This is a genomic window from Leptospira bouyouniensis, from assembly GCF_004769525.1.
Taxonomy (GTDB): domain Bacteria; phylum Spirochaetota; class Leptospiria; order Leptospirales; family Leptospiraceae; genus Leptospira_A; species Leptospira_A bouyouniensis.
The window spans coordinates 279,749-302,001 of the sequence record NZ_RQFT01000003.1 but is presented as its reverse complement, the minus strand read 5'-3'; the positions used below and the strand labels follow the sequence as shown (position 1 = coordinate 302,001).

Below are 22,253 nucleotides of genomic sequence, written 5' to 3'. Positions count from 1 at the left end.
TTTATTCTTTTTTGACCCATTTATTGGATTTGAAATATTTATTTACCAACTGCTGAATTTTGCCAATTCTCTTCAATTCTTTGATAAAAAAGTTTAGATGATATAAAAATTCTATATCTCTTTTGGCAATAGCCATACTAATATGATCTTCTTGCACAACTCCTAGGATCGGCAAATAATTTGCTCTTAAGGAAGAATCTTTTTGTAATAATGCTTGGATGTAATATGAATCAGCAACAAATGCATTTACATTATTTTTCTTCAATTCGCTCAGTGCTGCTTCATTGGTGAAATAGGAAAATACCTGTGCTTTTGGAAAGGCATCTCGTAAAAACTGATGATTCGAACTATTGGCTAAAACTGAATATGATATCCCAGTTATATTTGTTAGGTCATTCAAATTACGAAACAACTGAACTGTTACAATTTGTCCTTCGGGTTCCGGAGGAAGCGCCGTACGATTGACAAGTGCAGCAGGAGTTGAAATTAAATAAGGATCAGTGAAATAAACATCGCGAAAACGATTGATGGAAGATGAAATTCCAGCCATCGCAATTTGAGTGTCTCCTTTCTCTAACATTCTAGCATGTTGGTCAAAGGTTCTTAGCGGTATAATTTTAAGATCAACATCCAGAAACTTTGCGTATTCTTGTGCTAACTCAACATCGAGACCTGGAAAATCTTCATTTGGATTTTCAATATAAAATGGATCGTAAAATTCATTAACAGAGACCGTTAATGTTTTTGTTTTTTTAATTTTTTCTAAAGTAGGACTCGTTTGGCCCATAATTACAGAAGGCACAAACAAGATCAAAATAGCTATTTTCCACAAGTTGCGACAGTAAATATAGGACATCCAATTAAACTTCTTTCTCGAAATAGAATCGGCAAGGAAAAATTAAGGATTCAGTAGGACAAATTCTGTTCGGCGATTCTTTTTTGAAGAAGCTTCATCCGTTCCTTGCACCATTGGCTGAGTTGGACCCTTTCCTTCCGTAACCAAACGATTCGGATCCACTCCTTTGGAGACTAAATATTGTTTTACGGACTCTGCTCTTTCTTTTGATAAAATCATATTATCATCGAACGTTCCCGTTAAGTCTGTATGACCTATAATTTTCATTTTTTTATCTGAATTTTCATGTAGGTAATCCACAATTGAATCTAAAGGACCAGAAGATTCAGGTTTTAAGATTGAAGATGCTCTTTCAAAATAAACCGAGTCGAGTGATATCTTTTTTGTTTCTTCTAATTTCTTTTGTACAATATTTTCTTGTTTTGGAACTGAAGCAGAATAAATATCAAAAGATTTTCCTTCTACCCTCCTACAGAATAAAAATGTCTTCTTTACCTGTTGAAAGACTATATAAGCTTCATCTTCTGTTGAATTGATCGGTGCACCCAAATTTTCGACATTTGTAAATGATTCACCTTCGATCGTTGCCATGTACAAATCAAATCCACCAAATCCACCAGGCCGGTTGGATGCGAAAAATATTATTTTACCGTCATCATTAAATGCAGCCGCAATCGTCGCATGATTATCATTAATTGGCGAAGGTAATAGTTTAGGTTTAGTCCATTCATTTTTAATGAATTGGCTATAGTATACTTTTGCCAAGTTTGGTTTACCAAAGGGATAACGTGTAAATAGCAATGTATCACCTAACAGATGAGGATTTTCTTCAATTTCTTCCGTATTGATCACAGGTGGTAATGCCGCTGGCATAGACCATTTTTTCCCATCCCAATTTGATACATACAAATCCCTTGAAATTCCTACCTTTCCATCGGGTAAGACTACCTCTACGGATCCATCTCGATTAGAAGATAAGAGGAGAGTTTTACCATCGCGAGATATAAAAGGACTTTGGTCATCAAATGGTGAATTTAACTCGCTGACTTCTTCTGGAAAATCCCAAGTTCCATCTTTTTTCCGATCCGATTTAAAAATTTCCGTATAACCTCGATTTGATCTTTTTGAATAAAAATATAGTGTTTTTGCATCTGGTGTCATTGTAGGACCAAATTCTTGAAACTCGGTATTGATTGGTCCTTGGATTGGTGCCACTAATAAAGTCTCTTCCTTAGCAGCTGATTGACTAGAGATCGAAAGAACCATTGTGAAGTTCAGGATTAGAAATTGAGGTAAAATTTTTAAGGATCGCAATGTTTTAAATCTAATTCGCCTATTATCCTCTATCTGGATGTTAAACGAAATTCGATTAACTAAAAAATTTGGGTTTTTATGCGAATTTCTATTATCATCCAATAATCTGGTTTTAACCGAATTTCGATTATAAGCAAATTTCCGTTTTTTAAACCTATCCTTTTGGTTCGTGAAATAGAAATGAAGCCTTAAGAATTTACAGCTAATAACTTTTAAAAAATTACCTTTGCATCTTGAAAATATAAATGTGGGCATTTGACACCTCGGTCATCTGCCCAAAAATTCTTAACGAATGTATGGTTTTAACACATCCGGAATTTGGAAGGTTCCATCATCAGATTGGTAATTTTCAATCACTGCTGCCAGTGTTCGACCGATCGCAAGACCAGAACCATTCAAAGTATGGACGAGCAGGTTTTTTCCTTCCTTTGACTTGTATCGAATTTTTCCACGTCTTGCTTGATAGTCTTTGAAGTTAGAAACCGAAGAAATTTCCATAAATCGACCAAGTCCTGGCATCCAAACTTCGATATCATAGGTTTTGGAAGATGCACTCGACATATCTCTACTGCAAAGTAACATCACTCGGTAAGGAAGTTTTAATTTTTGCAAAATGGTTTCTGCATCCTTTAACATCTTTTCATGTTCTTCGCTAGATTTTTCCGGTTCTACAAATTTAACTAGTTCCACTTTTTGAAACTGGTGAACCCGTACGAGACCTCTTGTATCACGGCCATAAGAACCGGCTTCTCGCCTGAAACAAGAAGTGTGAGCACAAACAGAAATCGGTAATTCTTTCTCTTGGATGATTTCATCCCGGTAATAATTAGTAAGAGGAACTTCAGCAGTTGGAATGAGGTTGAGTCCATCTTTTTCCAAACGATAAAAATCTTCCGCAAATTTAGGAAGTTGTCCGGTTGCCGTCATCGACTCATCGTTTACAAGCACTGGAACCCACATTTCTTCATATCCATTTTCTGTTGTATGAGTATCGAGCATTAGATTCATCAATGCTCGTTCCAATTTTGCGCCTAAACCCCGATAGGTGTAAAAGCGAGCACCTGAAAGTTTCACTCCCCTTTCAAAATCAAAAATACCTAATTTTTCTCCGATATCAAAATGAGTTTTTGCTTCAAAACTTAGTTTTGGAATTTCACCCCACTGACGAACAAGTACATTGTCTTCTTCTGATTTTCCTTCTGGAACGGATGGATCTAGTAAATTTGGTAAACCCAAATTCAGTTCATGTAAGGATTCTTCTTCTTTTGTCAGTTCTTCTTCGATGGCTTTGATTCGATCTCCCACACCTTTCATCGAATTGGAAATTTCAGTGATGTCTTTTCCTTGTGACTTCTGTATTCCAATTTCTTTGGAAACTCGGTTCCGCTCTGCACGAAGTTCTTCCACTTCTAATTTTAGTTTTCTTTGTTTTTCAGATACGGATTTGATTTTTGCTTCTATATCAGAAGAAACCACACCTCGTTTTTGTAAGGTGGAAAGTAACTCTTCTGGGTTTTGAACAATTCGATTGATATCAAGCATGGTGATAAGCCTTTCTTTCTGTAAATTTTATTGAATTCCGATAGATACGATCTGCTACTTCTGCATTTGGTTCTGTGCGTAGACTAAACATTTTTTCTAACACATAAGGCAAATGAGAAGAATCATTTCTTTTCCCTCTATGGGGCATTGGTGATAAAAATGGTGCATCTGTTTCAATTAACATTGATTCGAGTGGAATTTTCTTTGCTGCTTCCTGAATATCGGTAGCTGATTTAAACGTCACAATGCCCGAAAAAGAAATATAATACCCAAGATCTACAAATTGTTTTGCTGCTTCATAATCATAAGTAAAACAATGGATCACACCAAACGCTTTTGTTTTAAATTCTTTTAATGCTTCATATGTATCGGAGAAAGCATCACGAGAATGGATGACAACAGGAAGTTTGTATTCTGATGAGAATTGTAAAAACTTTCGCAATACATCGTTTTGTTGGAAACGTGTGCTAGCATCATGGTACAAATCGACACCGATTTCTCCGATTGCCGCAAAATGTGGATCATCGATTCGGGATTTAGCTAAATCTAAAATTTGTTCTGCGTTCGGAAATTCATGTGTCTCTGTTGGATGACAACCAATGGAATACGATATTTTTAATTCATTGGTTGAATGAGTTTCTGAAATACGTACTGCTTCGATTGAACTCGGCAAATCTATTCCAATTTGTACCAGTTGGTCTACTCCAACCTTTCGGGATTTCTCCAGGGTTTCTTCGATGCTTTGTCCTTGTTCTCGAATTATGTCTAAGTGGCAATGAGTGTCTATGGTCGAATATCCCATAAATAGCAAGATTTGTAATTTCCACTGGATGAAAATGAAAATTCAATCGAAAGATATAGTGGGTAGATTAACTTTTGTTTAAATCATCGTAGGTCTATAACGAACGTGGAAGTAAAACAAAGATTACATTTAATTTTTTACCGACTTCGGTATAAAGTCCAGGAATGGAAGCTTAAGTTATCCCAACGTTATGAGGATTTGGACAAAAAGGGTCGTGAAAAGTTGACGATCATGGTCATTCCTCACACCGACCGCAAAACCATTAACTTCGTTATCTCTTACAAAGCCATTTCCATTTTCATTGGAATCATGGTCGTCCTACTTGTCATTAGTGCCGTGAATGTTTTATCTCATAGTGGATCCATTCACCAACTCACAGAACTCAATCTTACAAACAAAGACTTTATCAGACAATCCTCGAAAATGAAAGAAGAGGTGAACTCTCTTCATGAAACAATCCAATACTACTACGAAAGAATTTCGAATCTTTATATCAAATTAGGTGGTGATCCATCTCGTGTTTCCAAAGGGATGGGTGGACAAGCAGGTCAGTTCCTTGCACTGCAAGGTACACCGCAAACCGACATCACAGATGAATCGTTTCGCATCAAAGAAGACATTCACAATCTAAAGTTATCATCAGAACTTTCTGAAGAAATCATCAAACTCATTAAAAAAAGAAAAAGTATCATCAAAAACACACCATCGATTTGGCCTACAAAAGGGTATGTCTTATTTCCTTTTGGTAAGTACATCTCTCCCATTACAGGAAAAGAAGAAATCAATCGTGGTTTAGATATTGGATCCTTTCCTGGTGCAGAAGTGATCGCAACGGCACCAGGTTTAGTGTTTGATACAGGGTATTCACCTGCCACTGGTTATTATGTAAAAATTTCCCACAGATTTGGATGGAAAACGATTTATTCTAATTTGGATCGTATCCGCGTGAAGAAAAACGAAAAACTCTCCAAGGGTGACATTCTTGGTTATGTTGGAAAATCTCCTGAAAATCCGATTTACCACCTTCATTATGAAGTACATGTTGGTACTCAGGCGTTGAATCCGTTTTCGTTTCTCAACCAAATCCAAGAATAATGTCGAACCCATCTACAGAAGAAGAATTTTTAGTTAATAGCATCATTGGAGAAGGGGCTGAGTTCACTGGTGAATTTAAGTTCCCTGGCCTCATACGAATCGATGGAAAATTCCGTGGAGTTTTAGAAACCACAGGAAAGGTCCTTATCGGAAAATCAGGAATCGTCGATACAGATATCAAAGCACGTGTGGTGGTTGCCGGCGGAGAAATTCGTGGTAATATTTATGCAACAGAACGTGTGACACTACTTTCCAGTTGCCGCCTCGAAGGAGACATTGTCACTCCAAGGCTTATCGTTGAGGAAGGTGTAGTGTTCCATGGAAAGTGTACAATTAACCCCACTCGTCATTAGGCGGGTTTATGATCATCCAAAACAACAACCCTAAGTCTGTATCCACTCAGACAAAAAAAGGTTCTAAAGACAAACTCTCTTCGCCTTCAGCTCCCATTGATGAATCCAAACAAAGTTTTTTGGAAATTTTAGAATCCATTGTTCCAGCAGGAAAAGAAGAAACAAGAGAACTGAATGAACTTTGGAAAGATTTACCAGACTTAGAAAAAGAACTCATCAAAGAACCAAATCATAAAAACCTCGAATCTTACAAAAAACACATAAAACAAATCGCTGAACTCATATTGAAAAAAAATTATAAGGTGATGCAGGCGCCACAACGTGGCCGTAACGACCAGAAAGATGTTCGGTATGTAAAGGTAGTTGATGAAAAATTGGATTTATTGGCAAAAACAATGTTTTCTCCCAATAACAGTGCCTTTGTTATTTTGAAACAATTAGATGAAATAAGGGGTCTACTGATTGATCTAAAAGGATAATTCTTTGCAAACACCCGACCGACCTAAGTCAAAAAATCTTCGTGTTCTTTCCAAAACATTTTCTTATCTCAAACCATACAGATTGCAAATGATCCTTTCTTCTTTTGCACTTTTGTTCACAGCAGGAGTCACTTTAGGACTTGGACAAGGTTTAAGGCATTTGGTGGATGCTGGTTTTTCAGCACGCTCCAAACAGGAATTAGGTTATGCTTTGGTTTTTATCATTTTCGTTGGAATCCTTCTCGCAATTGGAACTTACATCCGCCATTATACTGTTTCTTGGATTGGGGAACGAGTTGCCTCTGACATCAGAAAAGATGTTTTCCAACATATCATCTTCATCCATCCCAGTTTTTTTGAATCGAACTCTCCAGGAGAAATCCAGTCGCGCATCACTACCGATACCACTCTCATTCAAACAGTGATTGGTTCCTCTGCTTCCATTGCCCTTAGGAATATTTTAATGTTTGTTGGTGGCATCATTTTTCTTTTTATCACCAATGCAAAACTAACGATGATTGTACTTTTCAGTGTACCGTTCATTGTATTTCCAATTCTATTTTATGGTAAAAAAGTAAGAAACTTATCGAGAAACACACAGGATAAAATTGCAAACATTGGAACCTATGTAAGTGAATCCCTTCTCAATATAAAAATCTTACAATCCTTCCACCACCAAAACGTAGACATTCAAAAATTTTCGGAAACCGTAGAAGATGCATTTACTGTGGCAGTTGCTCGGATCAGACAACGGGCACTGCTTATTGGAACTGTGATCCTTTTCATACTCACAGGGATAAGTTTTATGTTGTGGGTCGGGGGAACTGATGTACTCGAAGGAAAAATCACAGGTGGGGAACTCATCGCTTTTTCATTTTATGCCATCATGGTTGCCAATAGTGTGGGGGCGGTTTCGGAAGTACTCGGTGATTTACAAAGAGCAGCTGGTGCAACAGAACGACTCATGGAATTATTATTATCCGAATCAGAAATCAAAGACCCGAGGTTTCCGAAACCGATTTCAGAAATTTTCCAATCCATCGATACACATTCGAACATGAATGGATCCAAGAAACAAAATGGTTTAACCATTCATTTAGAAAATTTGGAATTTTCTTATCCATCAAGGCCAGAACACAAAGCCATCAAAGGAATAAACTTAGAAATCCCAGCTAACAAAACCACTGCACTTGTTGGTCCTTCAGGTGGTGGTAAAAGTACCTTATTCGAACTCATCCTTCGTTTTTATGATCCAACATCAGGAAAAATTTCCATCAGCGGAATTGATGCCAAAGAATTAAAATTGGAAGACTTACGATCTCTCATTGGTTTTGTCCCCCAACAACCCATTCTCTTTAGTGGAACACTCCGTGAAAACATTGCTTATGGAAAACCCAATGCAAGTTTTGAAGAGATCACGTTAGCAGCAGAAAGTGCATACGTAACAGAATTTTTAAATCAACTCCCCCAAGGTTATGATACCAATTTAGGTCATCTGGGAACTAGACTTTCGGGTGGTCAAAAACAACGAATTGCGATTGCAAGAGCCATCCTTCGTAATCCAAGAATTCTTTTGTTAGATGAAGCTACTTCTGCACTTGATTCCGAATCCGAACAAATGATCCAAAGGGCACTCGACCATTTGGTAAAAGAAAGGACTACCATCATGATTGCTCATAGGCTTTCAACAGTAGTCAAATCAGATCAGATTGTAGTGATCAGAGAAGGGGAGATTGAGTCCGTGGGAACACATGACGAGCTCATAAAACAAAGTGAATTGTATGAACGTTTGGCAAAATTACAATTTCACACCGAGCTGCTCTAAGATTCTTTCCATATCAGATAAGTTCGCATACGAAAAAACAATCTTTCCTTTTCCATTCGTTTCATTATGAGAGACTTCTACTTTGGAACTAAATTTGTTCCGTAACTTCGTTTCAAGTTTCACAATGCTTGCATCTCGTTTGTCAGGAACTTGGGATGAAGAATTCGATTTTTTATCTGGGTTCAATAAATTGGAAACATAGTTTTCCACTTCGCGAACATTCCAACCTTCACTAATCACTTTCTCTGCCACTTCAAATTGTTTTTTGGAATCAGGGATCGAAAGGAGTGGGCGGGCTTGACCCTCTGAAAGTTTACCTTCTTTTACTCTATCTTGTAATGGTTTCGGTAAGGAAAGGAGTCGTATCAAATTTGAAATGGTAGCTCGATTTTTTCCAACACGAGTCGCAAGATCAGTTACCTTTAATCCTCGTTTGTCGATGATTGCCTGATATGCATACGCTTCATCCATCGGATTTAAATTTTCTCTTTGGATATTTTCTATGAGTGCAAGTTCCATCATATCTGCTTCTGAGAGATCGCGGACAATGGCTGGAATTTTTGCAAAGCCAGCAAGTTTGCACGCACGTAACCTTCTTTCCCCCGCTACCAAAATGAATCCAGACCCAGAAGGATTCTTTTGCACAACGATGGGTTGAATCACACCATGTTCAATAATGGTATTCGATAACTCTTGGATGGAAACATCCGAAAATTGTTTTCTTGGTTGGTGAGGGTTCGGTGCTATTTCAGACACTTTGATTTCACGAAGGCCTGATAATTCCTCTTTGGAAATTTCAACATTGTTTTCGTTGACTGGGATTAAATTCCCAAGTCCTCTTCCTAAAACTTTTCCTTTGCCGAGTGCCATAACTTATGCCCTCCCTACAATTTCTTCCGCTAAACTTTTATAACTTTTTGCACCAACTCCATCTGGATCATAGTAGTTGATTGGTTTTCCAAAAGAAGGTGCTTCGGAGAGTTTAATGTTTCTTGGTATCACTGTCTCATAAACTTTCTCTTTGAAATAGTTTCTCACATCTTCAGCGACTTGGTTTGCTAAGTTGGTTCGTTTGTCATACATCGTGAGAAGAACTCCTTCCAATGCAAGTGATGGATTCCACTGCGATTGAACGAGAGAAATAATTCGCATGAGTTGTGAAAGTCCTTCGAGTGCAAAGTACTCAGTTTGCAAAGTGATCATAACTGATTGCGAAGCACAAAGAGCATTAATAGTCAAAACACCGAGAGAAGGAGGACAATCGATTAAAATATAATCATATGATTCTTTGATAGAAGCGAGGGCATCTTTGAGTTTAAATTCTTTTTTCTCTATACCAAGAAAGTCTACTTCAAGTCCCGAAAGGTTGATGTTTGAAGGAATGATATCCAAATTATTTATGAAAGTTTTTTGGATCGCTTCTCTTGCTGATAACTCTCCAATCATCACTTCATAAGTTGTTTTAGTCAGAGACTGCACTTCTAATCCAAGCCCAGATCCTGAGTTCCCTTGTGGATCGATATCAAGGAGTAAAACTTTTTTACCCAAATCAACAAGATTAGATGCTAAGTTGATCGCAGTTGTTGTTTTACCAACACCACCTTTTTGGTTACTGATCGAAACGATTTTACCCATTCTTGCTTTTTGTCTCCTTTACGATTTCTTTCCATTCTCGGGGGTATCCCTTTTTCGGAAGTGAATTCTTTTGCAGTATTTTGATATGTCTCTTTCCAACAAACTCTAATTCAGGAATGGGAATTTCTTTTTTCATTATGAATCCATTATTGCTGAGAACTTCAGTTTCCTTTTCTAAGTCTTGATATGGTTGTGCTAGAAAGGGACATAAGATTCCTTTCTGTTTCACCATTCGTGTTGTCACTTCCGCAATATAAGGATAGGGCACCATTGCTCGGGAAGTCACAACATCAAAATTGGAATTGATCTCTTCTGTCCTTGCAAAGATAAACTCCACTCGTTTTGAAACTTTAGTCAAACTTCCAGAAGTCACCTCAGTTTCCAATAAGGCAAGTTTTCGTTTCTGAGAATCCACAAGGAAGACATGGGGTGCTTTCTTCAAAACCGCAAAAAGAAATCCAGGAAGACCAGGGCCAGTTCCTACATCAGCTATATTTGTTTCACGTGAAACATACCCTGTGGTTTTCATTTTCCAAACAAATATGAGCGATTCTAGAATATGCCTCTCAAGGATTTTTTCAGAATCGTTTTTGGAAAAGAAACCTCCCTTTTCATTGTCTCGCTTTAAGAATTCATAAAAGTGTTTCACAAGTTCCCAATCAAATTCAGGTTCAAGGACAGGAAATAAATCAGGTATGATGGACTGGATTTCTTCTTGGATCGTTTTTTCTGACATAATCGTATTATCGTTTTATAGAATTTCGCCGATGTCTCCTGTAGGAGAAATCATTTCCATGTTCCGAACATTTATTTTTTTCATTATCTTATCCTTTCCTATCTTGGGTTACACACCGGGTAAATGGTCCCACAAAGATGCTTATCTTTTTAAAAAAGTGAAAAGGGTTCCAACCAAAGAAATCGTTCGGAATGCAGAAGGGCAGGTTGTTTATGTCGCAGAATATGAATACAACTCTGATGGAAAATTGATCACTGAAACATATTCAGACAAAGAAGGAAAAGGTGACGGTAAAACAACTTTTCGATACACTGAAGGTTTGCTAACGAGTGAAGAAGTTTATGACAATGGTGGTCATCTTGTGGAACGGAAAGACTTTCAATTTAAGGGTCGTGCTTTGAAAAAAATGCATGTGAAAGACAGTGAAGGAAAGCTTGTGATGGTGTATTCGATCGAGAGTGATGGTGAAGGAAATGTTTTTGCCGCAGAAGGAAAGAACATGGAAACCAAAGACAACGAATCCTTCCGTTTCCAAATCGATCCTAAAAGACCAAATGTCCAAATCCAGTACCTGACAGATGACAAAAAAAAAGAACTTGGAGAGATTCACTTTAAATTTGATAGCAAAGGTAATTTGGTAGAGAGAGAATTTTTCCAAGGGGAAACTCGCCGAGTTCACAAATTAAAATACAAAGCAGATGGTAGTTTGGAGTCACATTCGTTTCACGTGAAACAAGGGGACAATTGGATCTTGGAAAAAACCCATGTCCTAGTTTACGATTAAAATCAGAATCAATTTATCCATAACCGTTCGCGAGGACATTCACTTACGAAAGGAAAGCATCATTATCTTATCAATTGTTGAATCAGATACGAAAACAAAATCTCATCTCTGTTTTGGGTATGTTTCGATTGTTCAAACGTTTGTGGGAGTTTGCGGTTTATCATTCCATTCTTCATATGGTTTCACATCTGTTTCTCCTCATGAATGACTCGGATAAAAAATACCAAACGACATCTTATCAGTCACCTTTCCGTTGCCTTTCCAATTCGTGCTGAAACATTAGATTCACATCTCACCATTGCAAGCCATGACCTTCCAATGGAACAAAGGTATGTAATCTAGAAAGTTGGTTACGACGGTTGATCAGTAGCTTAGAAAATTTGCAATTTTGATAGATCTCATGTCTCTACACTTTCCAATCTAAAAATGAATTTTCCATAATTGTTTAGAGAAAATGAAATTCGAAAATTCAGATAAAAGAAAACCAACCAAGAAGTGATCCGTCTCGGTTGGTTGTTTTGTTTTCTCGATGGATGGTAGTGTAAGCGTGTGGACTAGTTGTTTAAAATTATCTTCGATCCACCAAATGATAGAGGAGTAGGTCAACATCAGAAGGATCCACACCAGAAATATGTAACGCAGTCTCCAAATTAAGTGGCCTGTGTTTTTCCAATTTCACGATGGCTTCCGTTTTCAATCCTTTTACACTTGTGTAATCAAAGTCAGAAGGGATCTGGAAGTTCAAAAACTTCTTACGGTATTCGATTGTTTCGAGTTCCCGTTTTAAATACCCTTCATACTTCACTTCCATTTCCAATACTGCTTTTTCATCTTCATTCAAAATTGAAAGTTCAGATACTATGGATTCTAAATCTTTAATTTTGATATCAGATCGTTTGAGAAATGAAGCAAGCGAGTGACCAAATTTATAATTCGTGATTTGTTTCTCTTCCAAAACTTTTGTGAGTTCTTCGGATGGTTTCATCGCCGAAACAAACAAATGAGATTTGATGGATTCTATTCTTGCATAACGATCCTTCATTTCTTTGTATAAGGATTCTTCCACTAAACCCATCTCGTATCCATACTGCATAAGTCTTTGGTCTGCGTTGTCTTGTCGGAGGAGTAGGCGGTACTCGGCACGACTTGTGAACATTCGATACGGATCCTCAACACCTTTGTAAACAAGATCATCTACAAGGACACCAATATAGGATTCACTTCGTTTGAATAAAATAGGTTCTTCTTTACGAACCGAACGAATCACATTATATGCTGCGACTAGTCCCTGTGCTGCTGCTTCTTCATAACCAGTGGTTCCATTGATTTGTCCGGCATGGTAAAGGCCTTTTACCTTTTTTGTTTCTAGAGTTGGATTTAATTCTGTTGGATCAACATAATCATATTCAATCGCATACCCAGGACGCATGAGTTCTACTTCTTCTAAACCTTTGATGCTTCGAAGAAACTTCCATTGCACTTCCTCTGGTAAACTTGTGGAAACACCATTGAGGTACATCTCGTTTGTTTCATAACCTTCTGGTTCGATAAAAATTTGATGTCTGTCTCGTTCTGCAAAACGAACAACCTTATCTTCAATCGAAGGGCAATACCTTGGGCCGACACTTTTGATCTGACCTGAATACATCGGTGAGAATTCCAAGTTCTGTTTGATCAGTTCATGAGTAGTGTCATTAGTATAAGTGATGTAACAAGGGATCTGTCTACGATCGATCTTCTTTGTGGAAAAAGAAAAGGGACGAGGGTTCTCATCACCATCTTGGATTTCAAGTCCTTCAAAGTTGATAGAGTTCTTGTGAACACGAGCAGGGGTTCCTGTTTTCAAACGACCAAGGCGTAATTCAAAACGGGCAAGTGTATGTGACAATCCTTTCGTGGTAGGCTCACCGATACGACCTGATTCTTTTTGATAGGTTCCAATATGGATCACACTTGATAAAAATGTACCCGTAGTTAAGATCACATGTTTCGTATAAAAAGTAAAACCACGACCTGTAATGACACCAGTCACTTGGTTTCCTTCCACAATCAAATCTTCAACTGTATCTTGTCTGATCGAAAGCTGTTGTAACTTTTCCAACTGATGTTTGATCATGAGTTGGTATTGTTTCTTCTCTGCTTGTGCACGAGGTGCCCAAACAGAAGGACCTTTGGAAGTGTTTAACATTTTAAATTGAATCCCTGTTTGGTCGATCACACGTCCCATAAGGCCACCGAGTGCATCCACTTCACGAACCATATGTCCTTTGGCAATCCCACCGATCGCTGGGTTACAACTCATCTGGCCAATGGTATCTAAGTTCATTGTGATGAGTAAGGTTTTGAGTCCAGCTTTGGCTGAGATATAAGCGGCTTCTGTTCCGGCATGTCCGGCACCAACAACGATACAATCAAATTGGTTGGGATAAAAGGATGGATTCATATTATGTCTTCTTAGTGTAACGATTCTTATGTCTTATGAAAATAAAGGAGAGATAAGACTACTCTCTAGAACGATATCAAAACCATCGGCCTATGCTTCGAGAGAAAAAAAGATAAAATTCATTTTCTAATTTCGAAACTCCTGAAGATTGGAAGGATAGGAATCTCAATGGCTCAGAATTCATTCCCTTATACATACTTTGAAGGTAAAATCGTTCCTTCCGAAGACGCAAAAGTCAGCGTCCAAACCCATGCTCTTCAATATGGCACAGGTGTCTTTGGTGGAATTAGAGGTTACTACAACGAAGCGAAAAAAAATCTTTTTGTTTTCCGATTGCCTGAACATTGCAAACGTCTTGTGAACTCCACAAAGATCATGCAACTTCAAATCAAAATCACACCAGAAGAAATCCAATCTATCATTTTGGATTTGCTACGTAAAAATGAAGCCAAACAAAATGTATACTTAAGACCATTTATCTATACATCAGCCTTACAACTCTCTCCACGTTTCCATGATGTGAAAGCAGACATCACTGTGTATGCTTTAAAACTCGATGATTACCTCGATACTCAAAATGGACTAACGACTATGGTATCTTCTTGGCAAAGATTTTCTGATAACCAAATCCCAACTCTTTCCAAAGTAAGTGGTGGGTATGTCAACTCTGCTCTTGCAAAATCAGAAGCTGTACAAAATGGAATGGATGAAGCCATCTTTTTAGATGCGAGAGGGTTTGTATCAGAAGGGTCAGCCGAAAATCTTTTTATCGTTCGTGATGGAGTAATCCATACTCCAACCATTCCATCTTCGATCTTAGAAGGAATTACAAGAAGAAGCATCATTCAAATTGCAAAGGACCTTGGTTACCAAGTGATCGAAAGAGACATTGCAAGATCAGAACTCTACATTGCCGATGAGCTATTTTTTTCTGGAACTGGTGTACAAGTCGCATGGGTGAAAGAAGTAGACCGAAGAGTGATTGGAAATGGAAATATAGGTCCTATCACAAAAAAAATCCAATCTATCTTTTTTGAAACGGTACGTGGTGAAGATCCAAAGTACATGAATTGGCTTACTCCGGTTTATTAAACAGAAATGGTCGATACTTCGTTTTCCTTTGAGCAAGTGTCAGGCCAAGATGTTGCACTGACATATATAAATTCTTTTTTAAAGGACAGATCAAGAATTCCAGGATCCCTTATTTTCTACGGACCAGATGGAGTGGGGAAGTGGCTTGCTGCTGAAAGGTTTGCAAGACAAATCCTTTGTTTAGATGGAACATCATGTGGGCATTGTGATTCATGCCGCCAGTTTATGAAAGGAATTCATCCCGACTTCATCCAGTTTCCAAGACGAAAAAATATTGCGATTGGAAAAGAAAAAGATCCAGAAGAATTTACGATTCGGTGGTTACTTTCTTCTCGAATTCCATTTAAACCACACACTTCCGAATATCGAATTGTATTATTTCCAGAAGCAAATCGAATCAATAATGAAGCGGAAACAACTCTTTTAAAAACTTTAGAAGAACCTCCACCTCATACAAAATTCATTCTCATTGTTAATGACCTTCATAATCTAAAACAAACCATTGTATCTCGTTCGGTTTGTATTCCCTTCCATTACCTTCCACAAGATGAAATTAAGAAAATTAGAAGGAATGAAATCTCTGAATCTAAATTGTATTATGGTGGATCACTGAATCCTTTTGAAATTGCAGATGAATTTTTAGAGGAATGGCATGAGAATGTAAGGGAACATTGCCACGATTCAATTTTATTATTTAAGTTAGAAAACTGGGTGAGAGACCAATTAGGTGAATTTCGATCCAACAAAGAAGGTCTCACGGGAATCGACTTTTTAGAAATGATATGTTTATTACTGCTTTATGAATATAGACAAAAAAACTTTGAAGCCAATGTTACTAGGATTGAAGCCATCCTTGATTTCAAAATGAAACTTCATTATGAAATTCCTGCTCTTGAATATGTTCTTTTATCACAACTTTTTCTACGACTTGCTACTTAATTCAAAATTAGATTTCAATTTACTTTAATTTTACTTAAATAAAAAATTTGTATAGAAATTAGTTAATTTAATTTATACACCTAATATTCGTTAAATTAAAATTCTTTGTCAAGCCAGTAAAGGGACATAATTTTTTTATTCGGTTCGACTATTTTTTCCAGTTTGGATCGTTTTCCGATTTTTCATTTGAATTCTACCTACTTGCTAAAAGTATAGTACCCGATTTCACATTTAGGGCGGGGAAGCTTGGACAAACGTTGGGAAGAAATATTAGAAGAAATATCGAAACAGATACCTCCCAAGTACTTTTCCAATTTCATTGCACCACTTCGATTTGATAAGTGGGAGAACCAAGTGGTTCACTTAATGGCACCTTCGGGTGGCATCAAACGTCATGTAGAAACAAAATACATCAGTTTTATTGAAGAAGCCGTATACCAAGTGGTAGGAGACAGGTTTCGGGTATCAATTCTGACCGAATCAGAAACATCATCACATGTTTTAAAAGATGTCATCCAATCAAAATTTGATGATTCTGATTCTGATCTTAATCCAGAATATATTTTTCAAAATTATATCACTTCAGATTCCAATCGGATTGCTTACACAGCAGCAAAAAGTGTCGTAGAGCAACCGGGTAAATACAATCCTTTGTATTTATTTGGACCCGTTGGAGTTGGAAAAACACATTTACTTCACGCAATAGGAAATGAGATCAAAAAAAAGGATCCTTGGAAAACGGTTCGGTATGTTAACAGTACATCGTTTCTAAACGAATTCATTTTTACGGTACGCCAAAATAATCGTGAAGCACTCGAGTCATTTAAAATTCGTTACCAATCCTACAATGTTCTTTTGTTTGATGACATACAATTTTTGAATGGTGGGGCTGAAAAAACCCAAGAAGAGTTTTTTGCGCTCTTTAATTTTTTATACGATCGCAAACGACAAATTGTCATCGCATCAGATCGTCCAAGTTACGAACTCCCTCTACATGATAGACTTAAATCTAGGTTTGTGCATGGTTTGCAGGCAGATATCAAATCACATGACATAGATTTAAGAAAGGCATTACTCAAAAATAGTTTTTCAGAATTTAATATACCAGCAAGTGACAATTTACTCCATTGGCTCGCCGAACGTTTAGAAGGTGATTCGCGGGCATTGATTGGGATTGTCAATGATTTGGTTTTATATAAAAAAGCGTATGAGTATTTTTTACTTACCGAAGACAAAATCAAAGAAATTGCAGAAGCACGGTTTCTAACGAATAAAAAACGAATTGGATTCAGTCCCGATATGGTGATCGATTTGGTTTGTGACCGAACCAACGTTGCTAGAAAAGATTTACTTGGGAAGAGCCGAAAAGCAGATTTTATCCCTCCAAGGCATCTTTGTATGCTCCTCCTCCACGATGTTCTCAATGTTCCCAAGGCCCAAATCGGTCGTATTTTTTCGACGACACACTCTACCGTGATCCATGGAATCGATAAATTCAAAGAAAGGATGAAATCGGAACCACAATGGGAAGATCTGTTTCACTCCATCAAACACAAGATTAGCTTCCAATAATCTGTCACTAACACCAAGATAGACTGTCGATAAACTGTCGATAGGACATAGTCTAGTCTTATGGTTCCAAATTTGTCGCATGAATTGTTCAAAGGGACATAAATATTCACACTTGCCAAATGGAAAAAACCTGACATAATTCAATAAAAATTGAACTTTCCAGGCTTTATCAACATACTGACAGAACCAACGGAAACGACATAATATATATAAAGATATATAATATTAATAATAAGAAGAGGAAAAATGAAATTCACTGTCAATACTACAGAATTCCTAAAAGCAATTAACTCAGTGGATGGAGTGATCTCAGTGAGAGAGATCAAGTCGGCTCTTTCCAATTTAAAAATACAAACTGGTGAGAACGAAGTGTATCTTTCAGCGACTGATTTAGAGATCGCAATCAAAACTTCTGTTCCTTCCACCATTGGAGAAAAAGGAACGGCATCACTTCCCGCAAAACAACTCTCCAATATTTTTAAAAATTTAAATTTTGATACAAGTCTACTGACAACCACCGAACAATCTGAAAATTCAGAAACTACGATCACTGATGCTTCTGGAAAAATGGATACTAAGTTCAAAGTGAATGGAATTGATTCCGAAGATATTAAAACAATTCCAAAAGTAGATGAGTCAAGTGTTGTTGAGTTTCCTTGCCAAACGATTCGTGAAATGTTTCGTAAAACATCTTATGCAATGGCAATCGAAGAAACTCGTTTTGTATTCAATGGTTTGTTTTTAAAACCAGATAACACTGATTTAATTGTTGTGGGAACAGATGGACGTCGTTTATCAAAAATTGTTCGTAAATTTCCAAAACAATTTCCATTCAAAAATGGAGTGATTATCCCTCATAAAGCTGTTCGCGAAATGTTAAAAATGATGGAAGGAAAAGAAACTGCAAAGATTGGATTTGTGGAAGAACAAATTTATGTTTCATCTGGAAACGTTGAACTTCTTTTTAAACTCATTGATGGTAATTTCCCTGATTACGAACAAGTGATTCCTAAACAAACCACTGAATCAGTTCGTGTTGTGAAAGCTGACTTCCTTACATTTTTGAAACAAGCTTTGATTTCAGCAGAAGAACCATCGAAACAAATTCGTTTGGCTTTTAGTAAAGGAAATGTAAACATTAGTTCATCCAATCCAGGAACGATGATGTTCGATCACAATATGCCAATTGAATACAATGGTGAAGCGATTACCATCGCATTCAAAGGGGATTATTTAAGTGATGTAGTGAAGGCTGTGGATGACCCAGAAGTAATTTTAGAATTTACAACTTCGAGTGCTCCTGTGTTATTTAAGGATCCATCTGACAGTGATTTTGTTTCTGTCATAATGCCAATGAAACTTTGATGTTTCTCAAAAGAATATACATCAAAAATTTTCGTAACCACGAAGAAACTCAACTTACATTCAAATCACGTCTTGTCTTCTTCATTGGAAACAATGGAGAAGGGAAGACAAATTTACTCGAATCCATTTCGCTTTTATCCTATTTAAAAAGTTTTCGTGAATCAGACCAAAACCAACTTTTACGTTGGGATACTTCTGACACATTTATCCGTGCTGAATTTGAATCAGAAGGGAATGATTATTTATTTGAATATGGAATCGAACATTCACATACAAAACGAAAAAAATTAAAAGTGAATGGAGAAGAATTTAAGAAAATCTCCGACTATGTAGGTTACTTTCGTTCCATCGTAATGAGTCCACCAGATATTCTAATTATAGAAGATGGAAATGTGGAAAGGAGACGGTTTTTAGATGCATTTATTTCTTCCACAAATCGTTATTATTTAAAACAACTCATTGAATATGATCGTTTAGTAAAACAAAGGAATGCGGCTTTAAAAAAAGAAAATATTAATGATAGGGAAATTGGAATTTGGGACGAACCGATCATTGAACATGACGCAGAAATCAGAGAAATTAGAACTAAAACCATTCAGAGTTTAGCAGGTTACTTTCATCAAAATCTTTTACAACTAAGCTCTGGCAAAGATCCATTTCATCTTACATATAAACCAAATGTATCTTCCAAAGAAGAACACAAACAAAGGTTATTTGATAACTTACGAAAAGACAAATCTATCGGTTACACAAGTTGTGGTAACCATCGAGATACATTGCCCATCGGATTTGATGATAAAGACTTAAGTGGTTTCGGATCACAAGGCCAAAAAAGAAGTGCTGTCATTGCTTTAAAGACTGCTTGTTTTCAAATGATCCGGGATACAACAGGAGAAGCACCTGTGCTTCTCATTGACGATATCATCCGAGAACTCGATGTCAAAAGAAGAGAATATTTTGTGAATTTGATTTCGGAGTGTGGTCAGGCATTTTTTACCACCACTGATTTGGAAGGGATCAATGAGTATGTCGGAAACCTAACAGTCGATAAAGAAATTTATCAAATCGAATCAGGTAAAGTGAAGGAGTTGACTGGAATATGAAAAAAGTAGAACTCTCTGAACTCTTCCAAAGTCTCGAAAAATTGGGTTTGGATCGGGAATCTGTTTTCCAAGACCAAATTCTGAAAAAACTCCAAATACAATGGAATGACATTGTTGGAGAGGTGTTTGGCAAACAGAGTTTTCCAAAATCCATTATCAGTAAAAAACTGACAGTTGTTTGCCGTCATTCCATGGTTTCTCAGGAATTGGAGTTCCAAAAATCAGAACTTTTACAAAAAATCAATCGAATCACAAGCCCGTTTTTATTGGAAAAAATCCAATTCAAAACGGGAAATGAATTCCAAAATCCAAGGTCTTAAACCCACCGTTTCCCCCGATTTCACTTGCCCTTCGAGGGTGTTTCTAGGATACTTCCTATAGGGTATCTTAAAATTCTATGTCCAACCAAACCGATCAAAACGCCTATTCAGCCTCGAAAATCAAGATCCTAGAGGGTCTAGAGGCGGTCCGGAAACGTCCCGGAATGTACATCGGAACACAAGATGAGTCCGGCCTCCATAAGATGGTCTATGAGGTTGTGGACAACTCCGTGGATGAGGCGATGGCTGGCCACTGTACGGAAATTGACGTTCGCATCCTACCAGAAAATATCATTGAAGTCCGAGATAATGGGCGAGGGATTCCGACTGGGATCCATCCAGACAAAGGTAAATCAACGATAGAAGTGGTTCTCACAATTTTACATGCTGGTGGAAAATTTGAAAATGATGCATATAAGGTTTCTGGTGGTTTGCATGGGGTTGGTGTTTCTGTAGTAAACGCTTTATCTACCTATTTGGAAGTGGAAGTCCACCAAGAAGGTAAACTCCATTATCAAAAATACCAAGCAGGCGTTCCCATCGAAGATGTCAAAATCATAGGTGAAACCAATCACCGTGGAACAGTTGTTCGTTTTAAACCCGATAATACAATTTTTACCACTGTTGATTTTTCTTTTGATACACTTTCTGCAAGGTTTCGTGAAATTGCTTTTTTAAACAAAGGGCTTTTAATTCGAATCGAAGACCAAAGAAAAGAAGAAATCGCCAAACATGAGTTTAAGTTTGATGGTGGAATTGTATCCTTTGTCGAATATATCACGGAATCCAAACATCCTCTCCACAAAGTATTACATTTTGTTGGGGAAAAAGAAAATGTTTGGGCAGAGATTGCACTTCAATACTGTGATACGTATAGCGAAAATATATTCTGTTTTACCAATGCCATTAACAACAATTTAGGTGGAACACACTTAGAAGGATTTAGAACCGCACTCACAAGAACTCTTAATGATCATCTGAAAAAAGACCAAACCTTGTTTAAAAAACAACCCAATGGTTTACAGGGGGATGATATTAAAGAAGGAATTTGTGCGGTTATCTCAATCAAAATTCCGCAACCTCAGTTCAATTCACAAACTAAAGAGAAGTTAGTGAATGCGGAAGTGAAAGGTCTTATGCAGACCATTACTGGGGAAGGACTCAATCGATACTTTGAAGAAAACCCTGCCGTCATCAAAAAGATTTTAGAGAAATGTATCTTAGCATCGAAAGCCAGAGAAGCAGCAAGACGTGCACGCGACTTAACTCGACGTAAAACTGTATTAGAAGGTGGTGGTCTTCCTGGGAAACTAGCTGACTGTTCTGAAAAAGACCCTGAACACTGCGAACTATTTCTTGTCGAGGGGGATTCTGCGGGTGGATCTGCCAAACAAGGTCGTGATCGAAACACACAAGCCATCCTTCCACTCAAAGGTAAAATTCTAAACGTTGAAAAAGCACGTTTGGATAAAATTTTATCCAATGAAGAAATTAGAACACTAATCACCGTTATGGGAACAGGCATTGGTGATGATGAATTTAACGTGGATAAACTTCGTTACCGAAAGATCATCATCATGACAGATGCCGATGTTGACGGATCACACATTAGAACACTTCTTTTAACTTTTTTCTTTCGTTATATGAAACCAGTGATCGAACGTGGTTCACTCTATGTTGCCCAACCACCGTTATATTTACTAAAATTTGGTAAAGAAGCAGTGTATGTTTACTCAGATCGCGAAAAGGATGAAATCTTAAAATCAAGACCCAATGATAAAGTTGTCATCCAACGATACAAGGGACTTGGAGAGATGAACCCAGAACAACTTTGGGATACGACGATGGATCCAAAAGAACGAGTGATGTTACAAGTGAAACTACAAGACTTTGTAGAAGCAGAAGACACATTCAATATCCTAATGGGTGATGAAGTGTCACCGCGACGTCGTTTCATTGAAGCGAATTCTTACAAAGTAGCAAATTTAGATCTTTAAT

Annotated in this window: 20 protein-coding genes; 12 read left to right on the top strand and 8 right to left on the bottom strand. The window is 37.3% G+C overall.

Features of this window, described 5'->3' with window-relative positions; translation table 11 throughout:
- Position 1 precedes the first annotated feature (1 nt).
- The 4 genes from EHQ43_RS03035 to EHQ43_RS03020 form a co-directional block, all read right to left on the bottom strand.
- Entirely contained in the window at positions 2-856 is an 855-nt protein-coding gene (locus EHQ43_RS03035; protein ID WP_135770115.1) for a substrate-binding periplasmic protein, read from the bottom strand.
- 42 nt (positions 857-898) lie between these two features.
- On the bottom strand, positions 899-2,122 hold the full coding sequence (locus EHQ43_RS03030; RefSeq protein ID WP_244242617.1) for an OmpA family protein: 1,224 nt from the start codon (positions 2,120-2,122) through the stop codon (positions 899-901).
- A 333-nt stretch (positions 2,123-2,455) separates the two neighbouring features.
- Positions 2,456-3,712 carry a serine--tRNA ligase gene (gene serS / locus EHQ43_RS03025; protein ID WP_135770113.1) on the bottom strand — a complete coding sequence of 419 codons (1,257 nt, stop codon included), beginning with the start codon at positions 3,710-3,712 and terminating at the stop codon, positions 2,456-2,458.
- Positions 3,705-4,514, bottom strand: a complete 810-nt coding sequence (locus EHQ43_RS03020; protein ID WP_208730869.1) for a TatD family hydrolase — start codon at positions 4,512-4,514, stop codon at positions 3,705-3,707. The genes serS and EHQ43_RS03020 overlap by 8 nt, the downstream gene beginning before the upstream one ends.
- Positions 4,515-4,619: 105 nt before the next feature.
- On the opposite strand from EHQ43_RS03020, the gene EHQ43_RS03015 reads away from it, so the two are divergent.
- The 4 genes from EHQ43_RS03015 to EHQ43_RS03000 are packed head-to-tail and all read left to right on the top strand — an operon-like array spanning position 4,620 to position 8,266.
- A complete protein-coding gene (locus tag EHQ43_RS03015) occupies positions 4,620-5,609 on the top strand; it encodes a M23 family metallopeptidase (protein ID WP_012390384.1) in 990 nt (329 codons plus the stop codon).
- Complete coding sequence (locus EHQ43_RS03010) at positions 5,609-5,962, top strand: bactofilin family protein (protein WP_012390385.1); 354 nt, start codon at positions 5,609-5,611, stop codon at positions 5,960-5,962. The genes EHQ43_RS03015 and EHQ43_RS03010 overlap by 1 nt, the downstream gene beginning before the upstream one ends.
- 8 nt (positions 5,963-5,970) lie before the next feature.
- A complete protein-coding gene (locus EHQ43_RS03005; protein WP_135633271.1) occupies positions 5,971-6,441 on the top strand; it encodes a YaaR family protein in 471 nt (156 codons plus the stop codon).
- Between the two features lie 4 nt (positions 6,442-6,445).
- Positions 6,446-8,266 (top strand): ABC transporter transmembrane domain-containing protein, encoded by a 1,821-nt coding sequence (locus EHQ43_RS03000; protein ID WP_135770112.1) that lies wholly within the window; start codon positions 6,446-6,448, stop codon positions 8,264-8,266.
- On the opposite strand, the gene EHQ43_RS02995 is transcribed toward EHQ43_RS03000, so the two are convergent.
- The 3 genes from EHQ43_RS02995 to EHQ43_RS02985 are packed head-to-tail and all read right to left on the bottom strand — an operon-like array spanning position 8,240 to position 10,637.
- Positions 8,240-9,136, bottom strand: coding sequence for a ParB/RepB/Spo0J family partition protein (locus EHQ43_RS02995; RefSeq protein WP_135770111.1), 897 nt, complete (start codon positions 9,134-9,136; stop codon positions 8,240-8,242). The genes EHQ43_RS03000 and EHQ43_RS02995 overlap by 27 nt on opposite strands.
- A gap of 3 nt (positions 9,137-9,139) precedes the next feature.
- Entirely contained in the window at positions 9,140-9,901 is a 762-nt protein-coding gene (locus EHQ43_RS02990; protein WP_135740193.1) for a ParA family protein, read from the bottom strand.
- Complete coding sequence (locus EHQ43_RS02985) at positions 9,894-10,637, bottom strand: RsmG family class I SAM-dependent methyltransferase (RefSeq protein WP_135753922.1); 744 nt, start codon at positions 10,635-10,637, stop codon at positions 9,894-9,896. Before EHQ43_RS02985 ends, EHQ43_RS02990 begins: the two co-directional genes overlap by 8 nt.
- A 58-nt stretch (positions 10,638-10,695) precedes the next feature.
- On the opposite strand from EHQ43_RS02985, the gene EHQ43_RS02980 reads away from it, so the two are divergent.
- Positions 10,696-11,421, top strand: a complete 726-nt coding sequence (locus EHQ43_RS02980; RefSeq protein WP_135770110.1) for a hypothetical protein — start codon at positions 10,696-10,698, stop codon at positions 11,419-11,421.
- Between the two features lie 568 nt (positions 11,422-11,989).
- Here EHQ43_RS02980 and mnmG read toward each other — a convergent pair.
- Positions 11,990-13,864 carry a tRNA uridine-5-carboxymethylaminomethyl(34) synthesis enzyme MnmG gene (gene mnmG / locus EHQ43_RS02975; RefSeq protein WP_135770109.1) on the bottom strand — a complete coding sequence of 625 codons (1,875 nt, stop codon included), beginning with the start codon at positions 13,862-13,864 and terminating at the stop codon, positions 11,990-11,992.
- 168 nt (positions 13,865-14,032) lie between these two features.
- On the opposite strand from mnmG, the gene EHQ43_RS02970 reads away from it, so the two are divergent.
- The 7 genes from EHQ43_RS02970 to gyrB all read left to right on the top strand — a co-directional run bounded on the left by EHQ43_RS02970 (position 14,033) and on the right by gyrB (position 22,252).
- Positions 14,033-14,956, top strand: a complete 924-nt coding sequence (locus EHQ43_RS02970; RefSeq protein WP_135740197.1) for a branched-chain amino acid transaminase — start codon at positions 14,033-14,035, stop codon at positions 14,954-14,956.
- A 6-nt stretch (positions 14,957-14,962) separates the two neighbouring features.
- Complete coding sequence (locus tag EHQ43_RS02965; protein ID WP_135740198.1) at positions 14,963-15,895, top strand: hypothetical protein; 933 nt, start codon at positions 14,963-14,965, stop codon at positions 15,893-15,895.
- Positions 15,896-16,141: 246 nt separating this feature from the next.
- On the top strand, positions 16,142-17,467 hold the full coding sequence (gene dnaA, locus EHQ43_RS02960) for a chromosomal replication initiator protein DnaA (protein ID WP_135740199.1): 1,326 nt from the start codon (positions 16,142-16,144) through the stop codon (positions 17,465-17,467).
- Positions 17,468-17,713: 246 nt separating this feature from the next.
- Positions 17,714-18,832, top strand: a complete 1,119-nt coding sequence (gene dnaN, locus EHQ43_RS02955; protein ID WP_135740200.1) for a DNA polymerase III subunit beta — start codon at positions 17,714-17,716, stop codon at positions 18,830-18,832.
- Complete coding sequence (recF, locus tag EHQ43_RS02950) at positions 18,832-19,935, top strand: DNA replication/repair protein RecF (protein ID WP_135770108.1); 1,104 nt, start codon at positions 18,832-18,834, stop codon at positions 19,933-19,935. The genes dnaN and recF overlap by 1 nt, the downstream gene beginning before the upstream one ends.
- A complete protein-coding gene (locus EHQ43_RS02945; protein WP_135740202.1) occupies positions 19,932-20,255 on the top strand; it encodes a DciA family protein in 324 nt (107 codons plus the stop codon). Before recF ends, EHQ43_RS02945 begins: the two co-directional genes overlap by 4 nt.
- Before the next feature lie 77 nt (positions 20,256-20,332).
- Positions 20,333-22,252 (top strand): DNA topoisomerase (ATP-hydrolyzing) subunit B, encoded by a 1,920-nt coding sequence (gyrB, locus tag EHQ43_RS02940; protein WP_135740203.1) that lies wholly within the window; start codon positions 20,333-20,335, stop codon positions 22,250-22,252.
- Position 22,253: the final 1 nt, after the last annotated feature.

Bases quoted from the DNA above. Each gene is read 5' to 3' on its own strand.
- recF (WP_135770108.1), top strand. From the start codon at position 18,832: ATGTTTCTCAAAAGAATATACATCAAAAATTTTCGTAACCACGAAGAA.
- gyrB (WP_135740203.1), top strand. From the start codon at position 20,333: ATGTCCAACCAAACCGATCAAAACGCCTATTCAGCCTCGAAAATCAAG.
- EHQ43_RS02995 (WP_135770111.1), bottom strand. From the start codon at position 9,136: ATGGCACTCGGCAAAGGAAAAGTTTTAGGAAGAGGACTTGGGAATTTA.
- dnaN (WP_135740200.1), top strand. From the start codon at position 17,714: ATGAAATTCACTGTCAATACTACAGAATTCCTAAAAGCAATTAACTCA.
- EHQ43_RS03005 (WP_135633271.1), top strand. From the start codon at position 5,971: ATGATCATCCAAAACAACAACCCTAAGTCTGTATCCACTCAGACAAAA.
- EHQ43_RS03020 (WP_208730869.1), bottom strand. From the start codon at position 4,514: ATGGGATATTCGACCATAGACACTCATTGCCACTTAGACATAATTCGA.
- EHQ43_RS02970 (WP_135740197.1), top strand. From the start codon at position 14,033: ATGGCTCAGAATTCATTCCCTTATACATACTTTGAAGGTAAAATCGTT.
- EHQ43_RS02985 (WP_135753922.1), bottom strand. From the start codon at position 10,637: ATGTCAGAAAAAACGATCCAAGAAGAAATCCAGTCCATCATACCTGAT.
- EHQ43_RS02965 (WP_135740198.1), top strand. From the start codon at position 14,963: ATGGTCGATACTTCGTTTTCCTTTGAGCAAGTGTCAGGCCAAGATGTT.
- serS (WP_135770113.1), bottom strand. From the start codon at position 3,712: ATGCTTGATATCAATCGAATTGTTCAAAACCCAGAAGAGTTACTTTCC.
- EHQ43_RS02945 (WP_135740202.1), top strand. From the start codon at position 19,932: ATGAAAAAAGTAGAACTCTCTGAACTCTTCCAAAGTCTCGAAAAATTG.
- EHQ43_RS03010 (WP_012390385.1), top strand. From the start codon at position 5,609: ATGTCGAACCCATCTACAGAAGAAGAATTTTTAGTTAATAGCATCATT.
- EHQ43_RS02980 (WP_135770110.1), top strand. From the start codon at position 10,696: ATGTTCCGAACATTTATTTTTTTCATTATCTTATCCTTTCCTATCTTG.
- EHQ43_RS03030 (WP_244242617.1), bottom strand. From the start codon at position 2,122: ATGGTTCTTTCGATCTCTAGTCAATCAGCTGCTAAGGAAGAGACTTTA.
- EHQ43_RS03035 (WP_135770115.1), bottom strand. From the start codon at position 856: ATGTCCTATATTTACTGTCGCAACTTGTGGAAAATAGCTATTTTGATC.
- EHQ43_RS02990 (WP_135740193.1), bottom strand. From the start codon at position 9,901: ATGGGTAAAATCGTTTCGATCAGTAACCAAAAAGGTGGTGTTGGTAAA.
- mnmG (WP_135770109.1), bottom strand. From the start codon at position 13,864: ATGAATCCATCCTTTTATCCCAACCAATTTGATTGTATCGTTGTTGGT.